The sequence below is a fragment of the Maribacter spongiicola genome, from assembly GCF_052119685.1.
GTDB classification, from domain to species: Bacteria; Bacteroidota; Bacteroidia; order Flavobacteriales; family Flavobacteriaceae; genus Maribacter; species Maribacter spongiicola_A.
Window position 1 is genome coordinate 21,398 of the sequence record NZ_JBGQOO010000014.1, and the last position, 17,289, is coordinate 38,686.

At 34.0% G+C, this 17,289-nt stretch carries 17 protein-coding genes; 7 read left to right on the forward strand and 10 right to left on the reverse strand.

What is annotated here, in order from left to right:
* Positions 1-6: 6 nt before the first annotated feature.
* The 9 genes from ACEN2N_RS16385 to ACEN2N_RS16425 all read right to left on the reverse strand — a co-directional run bounded on the left by ACEN2N_RS16385 (position 7) and on the right by ACEN2N_RS16425 (position 10,012).
* Positions 7-2,034 carry a VWA domain-containing protein gene (locus ACEN2N_RS16385; RefSeq protein WP_441825326.1) on the reverse strand — a complete coding sequence of 676 codons (2,028 nt, stop codon included), beginning with the start codon at positions 2,032-2,034 and terminating at the stop codon, positions 7-9.
* A 66-nt stretch (positions 2,035-2,100) separates the two neighbouring features.
* Positions 2,101-2,850, reverse strand: a complete 750-nt coding sequence (gene fabG / locus ACEN2N_RS16390; protein WP_441825327.1) for a 3-oxoacyl-[acyl-carrier-protein] reductase — start codon at positions 2,848-2,850, stop codon at positions 2,101-2,103.
* 106 nt (positions 2,851-2,956) lie between these two features.
* Positions 2,957-3,829, reverse strand: a complete 873-nt coding sequence (sucD, locus tag ACEN2N_RS16395) for a succinate--CoA ligase subunit alpha (protein WP_073244071.1) — start codon at positions 3,827-3,829, stop codon at positions 2,957-2,959.
* Between the two features lie 71 nt (positions 3,830-3,900).
* On the reverse strand, positions 3,901-4,836 hold the full coding sequence (locus ACEN2N_RS16400) for a UDP-3-O-(3-hydroxymyristoyl)glucosamine N-acyltransferase (protein ID WP_441825328.1): 936 nt from the start codon (positions 4,834-4,836) through the stop codon (positions 3,901-3,903).
* 37 nt (positions 4,837-4,873) lie between these two features.
* Positions 4,874-5,440 (reverse strand): elongation factor P, encoded by a 567-nt coding sequence (efp, locus tag ACEN2N_RS16405; RefSeq protein WP_423999710.1) that lies wholly within the window; start codon positions 5,438-5,440, stop codon positions 4,874-4,876.
* A gap of 112 nt (positions 5,441-5,552) precedes the next feature.
* Positions 5,553-6,338: an acyl-ACP--UDP-N-acetylglucosamine O-acyltransferase gene (gene lpxA, locus ACEN2N_RS16410; RefSeq protein ID WP_423999708.1), complete on the reverse strand. Its 786-nt coding sequence runs from the start codon at positions 6,336-6,338 to the stop codon at positions 5,553-5,555.
* Position 6,339: 1 nt separating this feature from the next.
* A complete protein-coding gene (locus ACEN2N_RS16415) occupies positions 6,340-7,740 on the reverse strand; it encodes a bifunctional UDP-3-O-[3-hydroxymyristoyl] N-acetylglucosamine deacetylase/3-hydroxyacyl-ACP dehydratase (RefSeq protein ID WP_441825329.1) in 1,401 nt (466 codons plus the stop codon).
* A gap of 2 nt (positions 7,741-7,742) precedes the next feature.
* Positions 7,743-8,759 (reverse strand): UDP-3-O-(3-hydroxymyristoyl)glucosamine N-acyltransferase, encoded by a 1,017-nt coding sequence (gene lpxD, locus ACEN2N_RS16420; RefSeq protein WP_441825330.1) that lies wholly within the window; start codon positions 8,757-8,759, stop codon positions 7,743-7,745.
* 23 nt (positions 8,760-8,782) lie between these two features.
* Positions 8,783-10,012 (reverse strand): HD domain-containing protein, encoded by a 1,230-nt coding sequence (locus ACEN2N_RS16425; RefSeq protein WP_441825331.1) that lies wholly within the window; start codon positions 10,010-10,012, stop codon positions 8,783-8,785.
* An 86-nt stretch (positions 10,013-10,098) separates the two neighbouring features.
* On the opposite strand from ACEN2N_RS16425, the gene ACEN2N_RS16430 reads away from it, so the two are divergent.
* The 6 genes from ACEN2N_RS16430 (at position 10,099) to ACEN2N_RS16455 (ending at position 14,938) form a co-directional block, all read left to right on the forward strand.
* Complete coding sequence (locus ACEN2N_RS16430) at positions 10,099-11,643, forward strand: PglZ domain-containing protein (protein WP_441825332.1); 1,545 nt, start codon at positions 10,099-10,101, stop codon at positions 11,641-11,643.
* A 9-nt stretch (positions 11,644-11,652) separates the two neighbouring features.
* The gene (gene tsaE / locus ACEN2N_RS16435) at positions 11,653-12,063 is read left to right on the forward strand and encodes a tRNA (adenosine(37)-N6)-threonylcarbamoyltransferase complex ATPase subunit type 1 TsaE (RefSeq protein ID WP_441825333.1); all 411 of its coding nucleotides are present in this window, start codon (positions 11,653-11,655) and stop codon (positions 12,061-12,063) included.
* 228 nt (positions 12,064-12,291) lie between these two features.
* Complete coding sequence (locus tag ACEN2N_RS16440) at positions 12,292-12,423, forward strand: hypothetical protein (RefSeq protein ID WP_441825334.1); 132 nt, start codon at positions 12,292-12,294, stop codon at positions 12,421-12,423.
* 99 nt (positions 12,424-12,522) lie between these two features.
* Positions 12,523-13,179: a hypothetical protein gene (locus ACEN2N_RS16445; protein ID WP_441825335.1), complete on the forward strand. Its 657-nt coding sequence runs from the start codon at positions 12,523-12,525 to the stop codon at positions 13,177-13,179.
* Between the two features lie 96 nt (positions 13,180-13,275).
* The gene (locus ACEN2N_RS16450) at positions 13,276-14,475 is read left to right on the forward strand and encodes an alanine dehydrogenase (protein WP_423999692.1); all 1,200 of its coding nucleotides are present in this window, start codon (positions 13,276-13,278) and stop codon (positions 14,473-14,475) included.
* Positions 14,476-14,548: 73 nt separating this feature from the next.
* Complete coding sequence (locus ACEN2N_RS16455) at positions 14,549-14,938, forward strand: DUF4258 domain-containing protein (protein ID WP_441825336.1); 390 nt, start codon at positions 14,549-14,551, stop codon at positions 14,936-14,938.
* 4 nt (positions 14,939-14,942) lie between these two features.
* On the opposite strand, the gene ACEN2N_RS16460 is transcribed toward ACEN2N_RS16455, so the two are convergent.
* The gene (locus ACEN2N_RS16460; protein WP_441825337.1) at positions 14,943-16,109 is read right to left on the reverse strand and encodes a proline dehydrogenase family protein; all 1,167 of its coding nucleotides are present in this window, start codon (positions 16,107-16,109) and stop codon (positions 14,943-14,945) included.
* Between the two features lie 111 nt (positions 16,110-16,220).
* Here ACEN2N_RS16460 and aroB point away from each other — a divergent pair, with 111 nt between their 5' ends.
* Positions 16,221-17,282: a 3-dehydroquinate synthase gene (gene aroB / locus ACEN2N_RS16465; protein ID WP_441825338.1), complete on the forward strand. Its 1,062-nt coding sequence runs from the start codon at positions 16,221-16,223 to the stop codon at positions 17,280-17,282.
* The last annotated feature ends 7 nt before the right edge of the window (positions 17,283-17,289 follow it).

Sequence of the window (17,289 nt, forward strand, 5' to 3'; positions counted from 1 at the left end):
GTCTATTTAAATTAATCCGTTATATTTTCTGATAAACCATTCTGCTGCAAAGGCAAAAACTATAATTGCCAAAAGCATTCTGAAATCAATCAAAGATACGATATTTTCAGTGCTTTTCTCAGTAGGCACATAAGCATCACTTTCTTTCAAATCCTGCAGTAACTGTTCTATTTGAGAAGGATAAAACTGTTTTCCACCAGAGTTTACAGCTAATTTTTCCATTTTTACATTATCACTTGATACAAACTGATTTTCCATATCAAATTCGGAAATAATAAAACTTCCCAATTCCGATTTAGACTCATTTTCTACCGAAACAACAAATTCATAAGAACCAGCCATTAAATTAGATAAGTCTGCTTCGAAATATCCATTCTTTAAAACCATTGCATTCGTTTGAACTTTTTTATTTTCTATGCTCGTTACTTTAATTTTTACTTTGGCGTTTGGGTCGAATAAAAATGCTTCATCGAAATACGTCGCCGTTATCACCGTATTGCTACTACCCTCGTATACCTTTTCATAGTCAACATTCAATCTCGACTTATTCTTTGAACTAGTTAAATAACGAATGAGATTACCAATAAACTCATCGAAATTGACAAATTCGTTTGTATTTCTAAAGGTCTGCATTCTCCATTTCCAAAGGTCCTCCCCTATTAACAGCGCACTTTTCTGAGCATTCTTCTCCATTACCGATAACAACGGCTGCTGTATATTCAACCCTTTTATTTCAGTGCCTAATAAGGTTTCAAAAGACGTAGTTATTAAAATAGGACCAGCATCACTAACTAAGGGAGGAAAATCTGTCAAATCAAACCTTGAAATATCATATTTTGTAAAAGCATTATTCAATACACCGAATACTTCTTGCTGGGGATAACCATTCTCTATTTCAAAAGGGACATCGGCTTTGTTCAAAAATGAATAATCTGTTTGTGTGCCGGTAATGATAAAGGTGTTTGCATTTTTACTTTTGGCAAATTCAAAAGAGCTTTGAAATCTAGCTGTGGGCTGATAAAATATAAACAAGTCAATTTCCTCTAAAATATTATTTGCGACATTAGATTTTAGAATTGAAACTTCTCGCTGCTCATTACTTTCAATAGCCTTTTTAAGTGCCCCTAAGTCCGGATGCAATATGTCTGATATTATAGCAATTTTAGTTTTTTCATCGATGACCTCGATACTTGTACTTCTGCGATTGTTTTTTATATTTCGTTCTTCAGGCAACTGAGAAACTTCAACGACCAAATTTTTTATTCCCACTGAATTCGCCTCTACCTCAATAGAAATAGGCTTATAATTATTTTGGGAATTTAATTTCACATTCTCTTTATGAACAATTTTTGAATTCATTTTAATAGATACCGTAGCTGATACAGCACTATTACCTTGATAAGAAACATAGGTCTCTAACGGAAATTTATTTTTAAGAAAAGCATATTTATTAGTCTGAATAGACCCAACCGAAATGTCTGTATATTTGGTGGTATCACCTAAGACTACCGTGTAGATACTATTATTTTGATCAGATTTAAAATAGGTATAATCTTGTCCAATAGTTTGATTTCCATCAGATAACAAAATAGTTACCGTCTGTTCGCGCGCATATACATCTTTCAACGCCGATAGCGATTTATAAATGTTTGTATTTTTTTCTTGAAAAGAAATACTATCAAAAATTTGTAGGTCAGCCCCAAAACTATAATCGGCAACTTTAAATCTATCCGCAATATCTTCTGATGACTTAATTTCAGATAGTAATTCAGTTAATTGCGATGCACGCTCTTCTATAGAGGTAGAATTATCAGCCAATATGACCAAATTAGGCTTCTCTAAAGTGTATGATTTTTGTGAAAACTGCGGATTAATCAGCAAGAGTAACAACCCGAAAATACCTGTAAAACGCAAAAAGGCTAAAAGCCAATGAATTTTGCTTTTAGCCTTCTGCTTATATATGTATTGAAAAACAACGATACCCAATGCTACAACTGCAGCAAGAATAATATACAATACCGTTATGCTTTCCATGTATAAACTAAAGTTATTCTTAAAAAGGAAACAAAAAACTGCGTTCCTCCCGAGTTTGTTTTTGACTTAGGTTAACATCCCACCATCAACATTCAATACTTGACCAGTAACGTAACCTGACAAATCTGATGCAAAGAATAAACATGCGTTTGCGATATCTTCAGTTGATCCACCACGTTTAAGAGGAATACCATCTCTCCAGCCTTGAACAGTTTTTTCGTCTAATTTATCGGTCATTTCTGTTTCAATGAAACCAGGTGCAATAGCATTACATCTAATATTTCTAGAACCTAATTCAAGGGCTACAGATTTTGTAAATCCGATCATACCTGCTTTAGAAGCCGCATAATTAGTTTGACCAGCGTTACCTTTTACCCCAACAACACTACTCATATTAATAATAGAGCCACTACGTTGTTTCAATAAGGTTCTTTGTACCGCTTTCGTCATATTAAAAACAGATTTCAAATTGATATCTATAACCGTATCAAAATCAGCTTCAGACATACGCATTAACAGGTTATCTTTTGTGATACCGGCGTTATTAATCAATACGTCAATTCTACCACCAAAATCTTCTAAAACCTTAGCCACTAATTCTTCAGCTTCTTGAAAACTAGCCGCATTACTTTTATAAGCTTTTGCATTAACACCTTTAGCCTTTAATTCTTTCTCTAATTCTAAAGCCGGAGCTTCACTAGAGCTATAAGTAAATGCAACATTTGCACCGTGGTCGGCAAAAACCTGGGCAATACCCATACCAATTCCTCTACTTGCTCCTGTAATGATGACGTTTTTATCTTGTAATAATTTCATAAGTCCGTTATTTAAAACCGAAGTTTACCAAATATACCTTTTGTTTAATTTATAGGTTAAAAAAAATCCCGCTATAAACGGGATTTTATATGAAAAATATGAGTTTTTAACCCATTACTTCTTTTACTTTCAAGCCGATTTCAGCAGGAGAATCTACAACGTGAATTCCACATTCTCTCATGATGCGTTTTTTAGCTTGTGCAGTATCATCACTACCACCAACAATTGCACCTGCATGACCCATTGTTCTACCTGCAGGAGCAGTTTCACCAGCGATAAAACCAACAACTGGCTTTTTACTTCCACTAGCTTTATACCACTGAGCAGCATCTGCTTCTAATTGACCACCAATTTCACCGATCATAACCACACATTTTGTTGCTGGGTCATTGATCAAAAGTTCAACTGCTTCTTTAGTAGTTGTTCCAATAATTGGATCACCACCAATACCAATTGCAGTTGTAATACCTAAACCTTGACGTACTACTTGATCAGCAGCTTCATAGGTTAATGTACCTGACTTAGATACGATACCAACATTCCCTTCTTTGAAAACGAAACCTGGCATAATACCAACTTTAGCTTCACCCGGAGTAATAACACCAGGACAGTTAGGGCCAATTAAACGACAATCTCTATTTTTAATGTAGTTGGCAACCTTTACCATATCGGCAACAGGAATACCTTCTGTAATTGTAATAATAACTTTAATACCTGCTTCTGCAGCTTCCATAATGGCATCTGCAGCAAAAGCAGGTGGAACAAATATGATAGTAGTATCTGCACCTACTTTCTCAACAGCTTCAGAAACCGTGTTGAAAACAGGTTTTCCTAAATGCTCTTGTCCTCCTTTACCAGGAGTAACACCACCTACGATATTAGTACCGTACTCAATCATCTGTCCGGCATGGAAAGTACCTTCACTACCAGTGAAACCTTGTACGATTATTTTGGAATCCTTATTTACTAATACGCTCATACTACTGTAGTTTTTATTTTATGATAGAACAAAAATATAAGTTGTTAATGACTTTTATAGCATTTACACCCTTATTTCTTATCCATTTTTTTAATTATTTCTGGAATCTTCTTGATATACGCTAATTGTTTCAGCTTTTCACGTGATTCTTCGATTGGTGTACCGAAATAACTTTTACCACCTTTCACTGATTTTGTAACTCCGGTTTGACCCATAATTACTGCTTTTGCACCAATTGTAATTCCGCTATTGGTTCCTACTTGTCCCCAAAGTGTAACTTCATCTTCAATAATAACACAACCAGCAATACCGGTTTGTGAAGCAATTAAACACTTCTCACCAATAACGGTATCATGACCCACATGTACTTGATTATCTAGTTTGGTACCAAAACCTATGGTAGTGTCACCAGTAACTCCTCTATCAATTGTACAAAGTGCACCGATATCAACATTATCTTTTAAAACGACTCTTCCGCCAGATTTTAGTTTATCAAATCCTTCAGGACGCTTCTTATAATAAAAAGCATCTGCACCTAAAACACTACCTGCATGTATGGTGACATTATGACCAATAACACAATTGTCGTAAATAGAAACATTGGAATGAATTAGGCAGTTTTCCCCTATTTCTACATTGTTACCAATAAAAGTATTAGGTTGAATAATAGTGTCTTTACCAATTTTAGCGGTAACCGATATGGTCTGGCTACTTGGTACAAATGGTTGAAAGAATGTTGTTAATTTATTAAAATCTCTAAATGGATCATCTGAAATCAACAATGCCTTGCCTTCTGGGCATTCTACATTTTTATTGATTAAGATAACACTTGCCTTTGACTGCAAGGCTTTATCGTAGTATTTTGGATGATCTACAAAAACAATATCCCCATTTACTACAACATGAATTTCGTTCATGCCCAGAACGGGATAATCATCTTGACCAACATATTCGCACGATATTATATCAGCGATTTGTTTTAATGAAAAAGTAGTTGGAAATTTCAATTAATAATATGATTCTAATTATTTATAAAATTGATTACTAATCCTTTACTCGCTCCATATAAGAACCAGTGGCAGTATCAACTTTTATTTTATCACCTTCGTTAATAAACAAAGGCACATTTACCTCTGCCCCTGTTTCTACTGTTGCAGGCTTAGTTGCATTCGTAGCAGTATTACCTTTAACACCAGGTTCAGTATAGGTTATCTCTAAAACTACACTTGCAGGCATATCAACAGATAATGGCATACTATCTTCGGTATTGAATAAAATTGTAACAATCTCACCCTCTTTTAATAAGCCAGGAGCATCTAAAGAACTCTCTTGAAGCGTTATTTGGTTATAATCATCAGTATTCATAAAGTGATAGGTTTCACCTTCTGGATACAAGTATTGATAAGAACGAGTTTCTACGCGTACATCTTCAATTTTATGACCAGCTGAAAACGTGTTATCCAACACTTTACCATTTGTTACACTTCTTAATTTAGTACGCACAAAAGCAGGACCTTTACCCGGTTTCACGTGTAAAAATTCAATAATCTTATAGATATCGTTATTATATCTTATGCATAGTCCTTTTCGTATATCTGATGTAGAAGCCATTATTTTATTTTCGTTATTCGTTATTCGTTATTCGTTGTTCCTTACTAGTTGCTGATTGTTGTTTTGTTTCTAAATAATCAATATTAAAAACCAATTATTTAATACTTCAAATTTAGTTATTACTGAAATACCCTTTCATAATTCCGCGTTGCGAATCACGAATAAATTGCAAAATTTCGTCACGTTCTGGCGTTGCTTCCATTTCCGCTTCAATTATTTGAACTGCTTGAGTATTATTATAGTTCTTTTGATATAGAATTCTGTAAATATTCTGAATTTCTCTAATTTTATCAGATACAAATCCTCGTCTTCTTAATCCGACAGAATTAATACCTACATAAGATAACGGCTCTCTTGCAGCTTTTACATAAGGCGGCACATCTTTTCTAACCAAAGATCCTCCTGTAACAAAAGCATGTTGACCGACAGATACAAATTGGTGCACGGCTACCAACCCTGCAAGAATTACATTATCACCAATAGTAACATGACCCGCTAATGTAGAATTGTTTGAAAAGATACAATTATCACCCACCAAACAATCATGTGCAATGTGGCAATATGCCATAATAAGGCAATTTTTACCAATAACGGTTTTCATACGGTCAGAAGTACCTTTATGTATTGTAGCACATTCTCTAATAGTAGTATTATCGCCGATTACAACAGTAGTCTCTTCACCATCGTATTTTAAATCTTGTGGAGACGCAGAAATTACGGCACCTGGAAAAATATTACAATTTTTACCAATGCGAGCACCTTCCATTATGGTCACATTAGAACCGATCCAAGTACCATCGCCAATGATAACATTATTATGAATAGTTGTAAAAGGTTCAACTACTACATTTTTAGCAATTTTAGCTCCTGGATGTATATAGGCTAAAGGTTGATTCATTCTATGTTCTTTTAACTATTTGTGCCATTAATTCTGCTTCACTTACCAATTTATCATTTGCGTATGCATAAGCTTGCATGTGACAAATACCTCTTCTAATTGGTGTAATTAAACTACAGTGAAAAATTAGCGTATCGCCTGGCAATACTTGTCTTTTGAATTTTACTTTATCTATTTTCATAAATAAAGTCAAATAATTCTCTGGATCAGGCACAGTACTTAAAACTAAAATACCGCCTGTTTGCGCCATAGCTTCTACTTGAAGTACACCTGGCATTACTGGAGCTCCTGGAAAATGACCAACGAAGAAAGGTTCGTTCATCGTCACGTTCTTCATACCCACAACGTGCTCTTCTGATAGCTCTATAATACGATCTATCAATAAAAAAGGAGGTCTGTGAGGCAGCATATCCATAATCTTATGAATATCCATTAACGGAGGTAAGCTTAAATCGTACTTAGGTACCTTGTTACGTTTTTCTAACTTGATAATTTGCGAAAGCTTCTTCGCGAATTGGTTGTTCACATAATGACCAGGTTTATTGGCTATTACCTTACCTCGTATACGGGTACCAATTAATGCTAAATCACCAATTACATCTAATAATTTATGTCTTGCAGCCTCGTTAGGTTGGTGTAATGTTAGGTTATCTAGAATACCATTTGCTTTTACAGAAAGTTTCTTTTTATTAAAAGCCTTCTCTAATTTATTCATAGTGGCTTGAGAAATTTCCTTATCCACATAAACGATAGCATTGTTTAGATCACCACCTTTTATTAGTCCGTTTTCTAAGAGCATTTCTAACTCGTGAAGAAAACTAAAAGTGCGGGCATTTGAAATTTCAGATTTGAAATCAGAAAGCTTTTCTAAGGTAGCGTTTTGGGTTCCTAATACTTTAGTTCCAAAATCAACCATCGTCATCAATTGATATTCGTCTGACGGTATTATGGTTATCTCACTACCAGTTTCTTCATCCTTAAAAGAAATAACATCTTTAACAATGTATTCTTCACGCTCAGCTTCTTGCTCAACGATACCGGCATTCTCTAAAACTTCTACAAAGAATTTAGAAGAACCATCCATAATTGGTGGTTCGGCAGCATCTAGCTCTATTAACACATTATCTATTTCAAGACCTACCAAAGCAGCCAAAACGTGCTCTGAAGTCTGAATTTTTACACCATTTTTTTCTAAATTGGTGCCTCTTTGTGTATTTACAACAAGATTAGCATCAGCCGGAATAATTGGTTCTCCTTCTAAATCTACCCTTTTAAATGCATAACCGTGGTTTTCATCTGCAGGTAAAAATTTAATAGTAACATTACTGCCCGTATGTAAACCAACTCCCGTTAGGCTTACCTCTTTACTAATTGTTCTTTGTTTGTTGTTTTTTGTGCTCATCGTCAATCTTTCTTTTCTAAGGTGTCGATTCTACTTATTATTCTTGGTAAATTCTTAAAATGAACATATGATTTGTTGTAATCACCATAATTTAATGCGGGCGAGCCTTGCAGCACTTCATTATCCTTTACATTTCTACCAATACCCGATTGTGCCTGTATTTTTACATTGTCACCAATTACTATATGGCCAACAATACCTACTTGCCCTCCAATCATACAATGCTTGCCTATTTTGGTCGAGCCAGCAATACCCGTTTGGGCAGCTATAACTGTATGCTCTCCAATCTCAACATTATGTGCTATCTGTATTTGATTGTCTAGCTTGACACCTTTTCTTAATATGGTAGAGCCTAAAGTAGCTCTATCGATAGTTGTACCAGCGCCTACATCAACGTTGTCTTCTAAAATAACATTACCAGTCTGTGGCACCTTAACAAACTCCCCATCTTCATTTGGCGCAAAACCAAATCCGTCAGCACCAATTACCACTCCGCTATTTACTACACAATTATTACCGATGATAGTTTCTGAATACACCTTGGCACCAGCAAATAGTGTAACATTATTGCCAATTTTAACATTATCACCTATGTAAACATTAGGGTACACTTTTACGTTATCGCCTATGGTAACATTATTTCCTAAATAAGCGAAAGCCCCAATATAAACATCGGCGCCATAAGTTGCTGTTTCCGATTTAAAAATCGGCTCTTCAATGCCTACTTTATTATTCTTTACTTGGTTATAATATTCTAATAATTTAGAAAAAGACTTGTATGCATCTTCTACCTTTATCAAAGTGGTATGTAGATGTTGTTCTGGAACAAAACTCTTATTGACTATCGTTACCGATGCCTTTGTCTTATAAATGAATGAAGTATATTTCGGATTAGCTAAAAAAGTAAGGGAACCTTCTTCGCCTTCCTCGATTTTCGCAAGTTTATGTACGGCTATTTCTGGATTTCCATGCACTTCTCCATCTAAGATACCTGCAATCTGACCTGCTGTAAATTTCATGAGCGTAAAAGTAAGAAAAATTGTTAAACACCTTCTTTTGGATAACAGATATAATATTTGGTCACCGTTTTAGATAGCGCGTTTAAATTTAAGTGATCAGATAATTTGGCTACATCGGTAATCTTTCCATTTTTCCTTAAAATGTTGATAGTCTGATACTGCCTGTCATACGCCTTATTCATAAGTTCGCCTTTGAACACAAAATATGACGCATCTTCATCTGTAAGATTATACTGTATTTTTACTTTATTTAATTGCATTAAAAATTTACTATCAGTAATAGGTTCTTTTTTAACCTTAATATGTAACAATTTTCTATTGATAATCATCTCGCAAAGAGAAGCTAATACAAAGTCAGCTGAAAATTGCCATTCTTTTAAGGCAGAGAGTATATCAACATCATCTAATTTGGCAAACTTCGCCAACGTGTCTGTATTAAAATTATTGATATCGATATGATGCGTTAAAAAAAACTGCAAGGCACTACTACAGTGTAAGGTCTCGCCTTTTTCAATTAAAAATCTAGCTCTCTTTAAAATATTAATAAGTAAGCGCTCGGCAACAACTGCTGTTTTGTGTAGATATACCTGCCAATACATAAAACGGCGTGCCATTAGAAATTTTTCTACCGAATAAATCCCTTTTTCTTCAACAACCAAATTGCCATCAACGACATTCAACATGGTAATTAATCGTTCAGCATTGGTATTACCTTCAGCGACACCGGTATAAAAACTATCTCGCTTTAAATAATCAAGCCTATCCATATCTAATTGACTAGAAACTAATTGATTTAGAAATTTTTTCGAATGATTACCGGTAAATATAGAAATAGCTTCCGTTAAACTTCCGTTAAATCGCTTATTCAAATCTTGCATGAATTGAAGCGAAATAAACTCATGACTAACCCCTTCCACGATGCTATGCTCCATAGCATGCGAAAAAGGACCGTGACCAATATCGTGTAAAAGTATGGCAATAAGAAGTCCGTCTTGCTCCTCGGCAGTTATTTCAACACCTTTAAAACGAAGCACTTGTATAGCTTTTTGCATTAAATACATACAACCTAATGCATGATGAAATCTGGTATGGTGTGCCCCTGGATATACTAAATAAGAAAGCCCCATTTGAGATATTCTTCGAAGCCTTTGAAAGTAGGGATCTGCAATGAGGTCAAAAATGAGCGTGTTGGGAATTCTAATAAATCCGTAAATTGGATCATTAAAGATTTTCAATTTGTTTGATGTCTTCAAGATAACGTCGTCTTTTCTGAGATTAACATTTCAAAGTTATACAAAAGCATTAGCATAGAATTTGATTATCGTCAAATAATAATTCAATGAATAAAATAAAAATATTGTGGGTAGATGATGAAATTGATCTACTCAAGCCCCATATCATCTTTTTAGAATCAAAAAATTATGAGGTAATTACCTGCTTAAGTGGGCAAGAAGCTTTAGAAGAATTAGCAAAAACTAGGGTAGACATCGTTTTTTTAGACGAAAATATGCCTGGTATTACTGGTTTAGAAACCTTATCTGAAATTAAGGTTATCGATAGTTCTTTACCTGTTGTAATGATTACCAAGAGTGAAGAAGAATTTATTATGGAAGAGGCTATTGGTTCTAAAATCGCCGATTATCTTATAAAACCTGTGAATCCGAATCAGATTCTACTATCCTTAAAAAAGAACTTAGACCACTCAAGATTAGTTTCAGAAAAAACTACTAGCAACTACCAGCAAGAATTCAGAAAGATAGCGATGGATCTATCAATGGTCAACTCGTATCAAGAATGGGCAGATTTATATAAAAAACTAATTTATTGGGAATTGCAGTTAGAGGAAATTGAGGACAGCGGAATGTTTGAAATTTTAGAATCTCAAAAAACGGAAGCAAATCAACAATTCGGAAAATTTGTAGAACGTAATTATGAAGACTGGTTTACAGATTCAGATGCGCCAGTTATGTCTCATACCATATTTAAAGAATGGATTGCACCCGAAATCAAAGATTCAAAAACTTTATTGATAGTAGTAGATAACCTACGCTATGATCAGTGGTATGCTTTTGAAGAAACGGTCAACTCGTTTTATAAAAAGAAAAAAGAGGACTCATACTACAGCATACTACCAACCGCTACACAATACGCCCGTAATGCAATATTCTCTGGTTTGACTCCCCTTGATATGGAAAAAAAATATCCAGAATGGTGGAAAAATGATACCGATGAAGGTGGTAAAAATTTGTTTGAAGATAAATTCTTAGATGCACAGTTAAAAAGGCTAGGTTTAGATTTAAAATGGGAATACCATAAAATCAGCAGTTTAAAACAAGGAAAACATTTAAGTCAGAATTTCAAATCTCAAAAAGATAACGACTTAACGGTAATTGTTTACAATTTCGTAGATATGCTTTCACATTCTAAGACAGAAATGGAAGTAATTAAAGAACTAGCTTCAAATGATAAATCTTATAGGTCTTTAACCACAAGTTGGTTCAAGAACTCACCTATGCTAGAGATTATTCAGCAGGCACAGACCTTGGGTATGAAATTGATTATTACCACTGACCATGGCACTATAAATGTAAAATCTCCGTCTAAAGTTGTTGGCGACAGAGATACAAGTTCTAATCTTCGTTATAAAACTGGCAGAAGTCTTACGTATGAAAAAAATGAAGTGCTAGCTGCTAAGGACCCAAAATCTATTTACCTACCAAGTATAAATATGAGTAGTTCTTATATTTTTGCAAAAAATGACTTTTTCTTTGCTTACCCAAATAATTATAACCACTACGTAAGCTATTATAGAAATACCTACCAACATGGCGGAGTTTCATTAGAAGAAATGATTATACCTTTTGTAGTTTTGGAACCTAAATAAAATTATAATATGGAATTCATTTATACCGAAAGTGAATTAAACACTATTGCGAAACAGATTATTAAATTATCAAGTAGCAAGACATTGGCATTTTACGCTCCAATGGGAGCAGGAAAAACAACCTTGATAAAAGCACTTATTAAAGAGTTAGGCAGTAATGATAATGTTAGTAGCCCTACGTTTGGTTTGGTCAATGAATATGCACTAGAATCTGGAGAGTTACTAGGGTATCATTTTGATTTTTATCGGTTGAATGATGAAGAAGAAGCCATGGATATGGGTTTAGATGATTACTTAGCTTCAAAAGGATGGATATTTATGGAATGGCCTGAAAAAATTCCAAACCTGATACCTAATGATGTTCAGAATATTAAAATTGAAATAATTAATGGACGAACAAGAAAGTTAACGCTCTCGTAATTAAGGAAATCGCTATCAAGGTTGCTTTTTTAATTTTTAAATAAAAATCATGTATCGTTCAGACCGTTTTTTATTGCATTTTTTCGATGAAAAACCAGTAATTCGATGAAATGTTTAATTTTTCGGGTAAAAGGCATAATTTTAACGATAAATGGTGTTTTAGTTGTATATTTTTTCTTACGTTTGTAGGAGAACTAAATATTTAGTATAACCAAAAACCCCTTGAAAATGAAAAACAAAAAAACATTATTAGCATCAATCGCTTTAGGCGTATTTTTATTAGCAATGACTGCTCCAATTATTGATCTTGATAATCAAGATCTTAATGTAGACAAGAGAGAGCTTACCAAAAGAATTTAATATTACTTACAGAGGTATTTAAAAGAGCAATTTGTTTGCTCTTTTTTTTTGAATAATATTTTCCAAAATACATCGTTAGCATATAGTAAATCTATTTTTATGTTAACCAATAAGAAAAAGGCCAAGAAAAAGATAATCTTAGAAACCGCCTTGGTTTTTTTAATTGCTATTTCTCCATTTTTATACAAAGCATATGATTACTTACCATATGACTCCAATGGAGATACAACAATTTTTGGTTTAACCATTGGTAATCATGGTTTTCCAAGTACACAAACTTTTCTTTGGTTTTTAACTTCTAAAATAGTACCTCTTTATCTCTTAATTTTTTGGTTTCTAACTTCACGCGACTGGTGGTATCATATAATCATTATTCCTGTTGCTATGTATGGTTTTCAACTTTTCGAAGTTTTCTACGAAGACGATGTTTATATTGACACTGATAACATTTGGTGGTTAATTCCGATATGCATGATAACCATTCCATTCGTATATTTTATCCGTATTAAATTATATGACAAACATGTACATGGTATAGATTTAGAAGCAATAGAAGCTGAATTAGAGGAACTTAAAAACAAAGGCTTTGATAGTAACGATGATATTGATAATGAGAAAAAAAGTAATGAGCCTTTAAAAGACGAAATCCCAACCATATCAGAAGACATCAATTCTAAACTATCTACAGGAAATTTAGAAAGTATTTTCAAGAGTTTTCAAGACCGTTTACAAAATTGGCTACATATTAAAACTTAGGTCTCTTCATTATAGTATTTAGTTCAAAAATTCATTTCTCGAAAAATTGTACATTTGGGTTTCAAGTCAATGATTTGAATAAAGAGCAATTAAGTTATGAGCCAACCCACTTCCCCTTTTAGTAAGTACCAATTAATTCCACAAGAGGAAACCCTAGAGGTTTTGCGTCAAAAAGGAGAATTACACATTGGTATACCTAAAGAAAACCAATACCAAGAGAAGAGAATATGCCTTACTCCCGATGCCGTTAATGCAATTACCGCTAATGGTCATCGTGTATTAATAGAGTCTGGTGCAGGTGAAGGTGCTCATTATACTGATGCTGATTATGTTACTGCCGGTGGAGAAATAACTCGTGACACAAAAAAAGTTTTTGCTTGTCCGTTAATTCTAAAAGTAGAGCCACCTACCCTAACGGAAATAGAATTTATTAATCCGCAGACTACAGTTATATCAGCGCTTCAAATTAAAACCCAATACAAAGAATATTTTGAAGAATTGGCAAGAAAAAGAATTACCGCCATTGCCTTCGAATATATTCGCGATGAAGAAGGTAAATACCCAGCAGTACGTTCATTAAGCGAAATTGCCGGTATTTCTTCAGTTTTAATTGCTGCAGAATTAATGGCAGCAAATAATAACGGAAATGGTTTAATGTTTGGCAATATAAGCGGTGTACCACCTGTAGAAGTGGTTATTATTGGCGCAGGTACCGTTGGTGAGTTTGCAGCACGATCTGCTATAGGCATTGGTGCAAATGTGAAAGTTTTTGACAACTCAATTACAAAACTGAGAAATATACAGACCAATTTAAAACAAACCGTCTACACGTCTACTATTCAACCAAAAAATCTTTTAAAAGCACTAAAAAGATGCGATGTGGCTATTGGGGCAACTAGAGGAAAAGATAGATCTCCCGTTGTCGTATCTAGTACAATGGTGGAACATATGAAGAAAGGCGCGGTTATTATTGACGTAAGTATTGATACAGGTGGTTGTTTTGAAACTAGCGAAATAACAACTCACAATAAACCTACTAAAGAAAAGTATGGTGTTATACATTATGGTGTACCTAACATTCCTTCAAGATATCCAAAAACAGCATCTGTAAGTATTAGCAATATTTTTACGCCCTATTTATTAAAAATTGGTGAGGATGGGGGATTAGAAAATTCACTTCGATTTGACAAAGGTTTACGAAACGGACTTTACATGTACCACGGTATTTTAACCAACAAATCTGTTGGCGAATGGTTCGATTTACAATACAGTGATATTAATTTCCTGATTTTTTAGAATACTCAGGCCAATCGTTTTCCTATCCATTTTAAAAGGCATAATTTCGCGGTCTTATTGATCACTTGGAATTATGAATATAGATTTTCTTAAAAGGTTAGGGTTTTTCTTGGTAGGTTTGTCTATCGGTATTGTATTTCTCACTTTTTTTATGAAAAAGAAATCTCAAGAAACCGGAGTATATTTTTGCTACTTACCTGATTGTAGAACATTAAAAGACATTCGATCTAAATCGATGTATTATAGTGATGAGGCAAAACAAAAGCTTCAAGAGTTTGAATTAGATTCTATTGGTATTCGTTATATCTTAACTGAAGGAGATGTTGATTTTAGTAAAAGTGATACTAAATCTGTTCCTTGTAGAACATATGTTGTTGAATCAGAGTACAAGGAACGAGATTATAGATTTACCGTTAAAAACTGCAGAGAAAAGTCTTCTATTGAAAAAGTAGAGCTACAATAAGTAACTAAATTTTTCTTCGTTTTCTTTCTGCTTTCAATAACGAAAGCTCTCTACTTGTTTGTCCGGCTACCGATGTATTTTCGTCAGCCCTTCTTATTAAATAAGGCATCACATCACGTACTGGTCCGAATGGCAAGTATTTAGCAACATTATATCCATTGGCCGCTAAATTATACGATATGTGATCGCTCATACCATATAACTGTCCGAACCAAACGTGCTCATTATTTTTATCGATACCTTTTTTCTCCATCATTTCCATTAAACGGTAACAACTGTCTTCGTTATGTGTTCCAGAAAAAATGGATAGCGTATCAAGATTATCTATCATATATTCAATGGTAGCATTGAAATTATCATCTGTCTCCTCTTTAGTCTTGCAAATCGGCGAAGTATATCCTTTTTCTTTGGCGCGGTCATTTTCCTTTTCCATATAAGCACCGCGAACAACCTTCATACCGACTAAAAATCCGTCTCTAACCGCGCGTTCTTGTAAAGATTTTAGGTATAGTAATCGGTCCCATCTGTAGGTTTGCAGCGTATTAAATACAATTCTTTTTTTCTTATTGTATTTACGCATCATGTCTTCAGCTAGATTATCGGCTGCATCTTGCATCCAACTTTCTTCACCATCAATGAGCAATGAAACTTCGAGGTCATGTGCTTTTTTACAAACTTTATCGAATCTTTTGACAACACGTTGCCATTCTGCTTCTTCATCTTTAGTAAGCTCCTTTTTTTCTCCAATTTTTTGGTACAATGCAAATCTTCCAAAACCTGTTGGCTTAAAGACAGCATATGGTATAGCTTCCTTTTCTTTTACGAAATCTAAAATTGTTAGAATTATTTCTGTTGCCGAATCAAAAGGATCCTCTTCTTCTTTACCTTCAACAGAATAATCTAAAACAGAACATACACCTTTCTCCCACATACGATCAACTACAGGTAAACAATCGCGTTCATTTATACCACCACAAAAATGATCAAATACAGTTGCTCTAATTAATCCTTCGACAGGTAAATGTGCCTTAAATGCAAAATTGGTAATCACAGAACCCATTTTCACTAAAGGTTCATTTGATATCATTTTAAAAAGAAAGTAAGCTCTTTCTAATTCTGAATCAGATTTTAAAGCAAATGCCGTTGCGGTATTTTCAAAAATTGGTTCCATTTTCTATTATTTCTATAATGATCAAATATAATCACAGAATTTATAATCCTAAGACTTAAAATAACCTTTATTTTGCGTTTAAATAGTCATCAATACAAAGCTATATTTTTAATGGATTCTATAATTTCAGATTCTTACGCAGTACATTTCAACGAAAATGCTTTTCAGGCATTGAATAAACACCTCGCAAAAAAAAAGTATTCTATAATTTTCATATTAGTAGATGAGAATACACATGAGTTATGCATGCCTAATTTTATGGCAGAAATTAACGGTGATTATCAGTTTGAAATTATTGAGATCGAATCGGGTGAAATCAACAAAAACATAGAAACGTGTGTTGGCGTTTGGGAAGCCCTATCTGAATTAGGTGCCGACCGTAAAAGTATTTTGATAAATTTAGGAGGTGGTGTATTAACTGACATGGGCGGCTTTATAGCCTCTACCTTTAAAAGAGGTATAGATTTTATAAATGTACCCACTACCCTATTATCTATGGTAGATGCCTCGGTTGGTGGCAAAACAGGTATTGACTTAGGTGCTTTAAAAAATCAAATTGGGGTGATCAATCAACCAGTTTTGGTACTTGTTGTACCCGATTTTCTTGATACCTTAGATGAGCGACAAATTAGAAGCGGGTTTGCAGAGATGCTGAAACACGGTCTTATTCAAGATACATCTTATTGGGAAGCCCTGAAGAATGCTACTAGTTTAGAAGATATGAAAAGTCATATTCTTACTTCTATCCAAATTAAGAACAACGTAGTACTTCAAGACCCTACAGAACAAAACATACGTAAGATTTTAAATTACGGACATACACTTGGTCATGCCATAGAATCTTATTTTCTTGAGAATGAATCGAAAGAAATGTTACTACACGGAGAAGCAATTGCCATTGGTATGGTTTTAGAAGGTTATCTATCTAACAAACTTCTTGGCTTATCAAATGAGGATTTAGACGATATTAAAACTACATTTTTAGACATATATGAGAAAGTAGTATTTACTGGCGATGATTTTGAGAATATTTTGAAGCTTATGAAGTATGACAAGAAAAATTCTCACGGAAAAGTGAATTTTGTTCTATTGAAATCTATTGGTGAGCCGGAATATGATATTGAGATTCCTGTAGAATTATTCGCTGAAGCATTCGCTTACTACAAAGTTTAAAAAGTTC

What these genes read in the sequence shown, in the direction of transcription:
- ACEN2N_RS16385 (WP_441825326.1), bottom strand. Translation starts at nt 2,034, where the DNA reads ATGGAAAGCATAACGGTATTGTATATTATTCTTGCTGCAGTTGTAGCA.
- fabG (WP_441825327.1), bottom strand. Translation starts at nt 2,850, where the DNA reads ATGAAATTATTACAAGATAAAAACGTCATCATTACAGGAGCAAGTAGA.
- sucD (WP_073244071.1), bottom strand. Translation starts at nt 3,829, where the DNA reads ATGAGCGTATTAGTAAATAAGGATTCCAAAATAATCGTACAAGGTTTC.
- efp (WP_423999710.1), bottom strand. Translation starts at nt 5,440, where the DNA reads ATGGCTTCTACATCAGATATACGAAAAGGACTATGCATAAGATATAAT.
- lpxA (WP_423999708.1), bottom strand. Translation starts at nt 6,338, where the DNA reads ATGAATCAACCTTTAGCCTATATACATCCAGGAGCTAAAATTGCTAAA.
- ACEN2N_RS16415 (WP_441825329.1), bottom strand. Translation starts at nt 7,740, where the DNA reads ATGAGCACAAAAAACAACAAACAAAGAACAATTAGTAAAGAGGTAAGC.
- lpxD (WP_441825330.1), bottom strand. Translation starts at nt 8,759, where the DNA reads ATGAAATTTACAGCAGGTCAGATTGCAGGTATCTTAGATGGAGAAGTG.
- ACEN2N_RS16430 (WP_441825332.1), top strand. Translation starts at nt 10,099, where the DNA reads ATGAATAAAATAAAAATATTGTGGGTAGATGATGAAATTGATCTACTC.
- tsaE (WP_441825333.1), top strand. Translation starts at nt 11,653, where the DNA reads ATGGAATTCATTTATACCGAAAGTGAATTAAACACTATTGCGAAACAG.
- ACEN2N_RS16440 (WP_441825334.1), top strand. Translation starts at nt 12,292, where the DNA reads ATGAAAAACAAAAAAACATTATTAGCATCAATCGCTTTAGGCGTATTT.
- ACEN2N_RS16445 (WP_441825335.1), top strand. Translation starts at nt 12,523, where the DNA reads ATGTTAACCAATAAGAAAAAGGCCAAGAAAAAGATAATCTTAGAAACC.
- ACEN2N_RS16450 (WP_423999692.1), top strand. Translation starts at nt 13,276, where the DNA reads ATGAGCCAACCCACTTCCCCTTTTAGTAAGTACCAATTAATTCCACAA.
- ACEN2N_RS16455 (WP_441825336.1), top strand. Translation starts at nt 14,549, where the DNA reads ATGAATATAGATTTTCTTAAAAGGTTAGGGTTTTTCTTGGTAGGTTTG.
- ACEN2N_RS16460 (WP_441825337.1), bottom strand. Translation starts at nt 16,109, where the DNA reads ATGGAACCAATTTTTGAAAATACCGCAACGGCATTTGCTTTAAAATCT.
- aroB (WP_441825338.1), top strand. Translation starts at nt 16,221, where the DNA reads ATGGATTCTATAATTTCAGATTCTTACGCAGTACATTTCAACGAAAAT.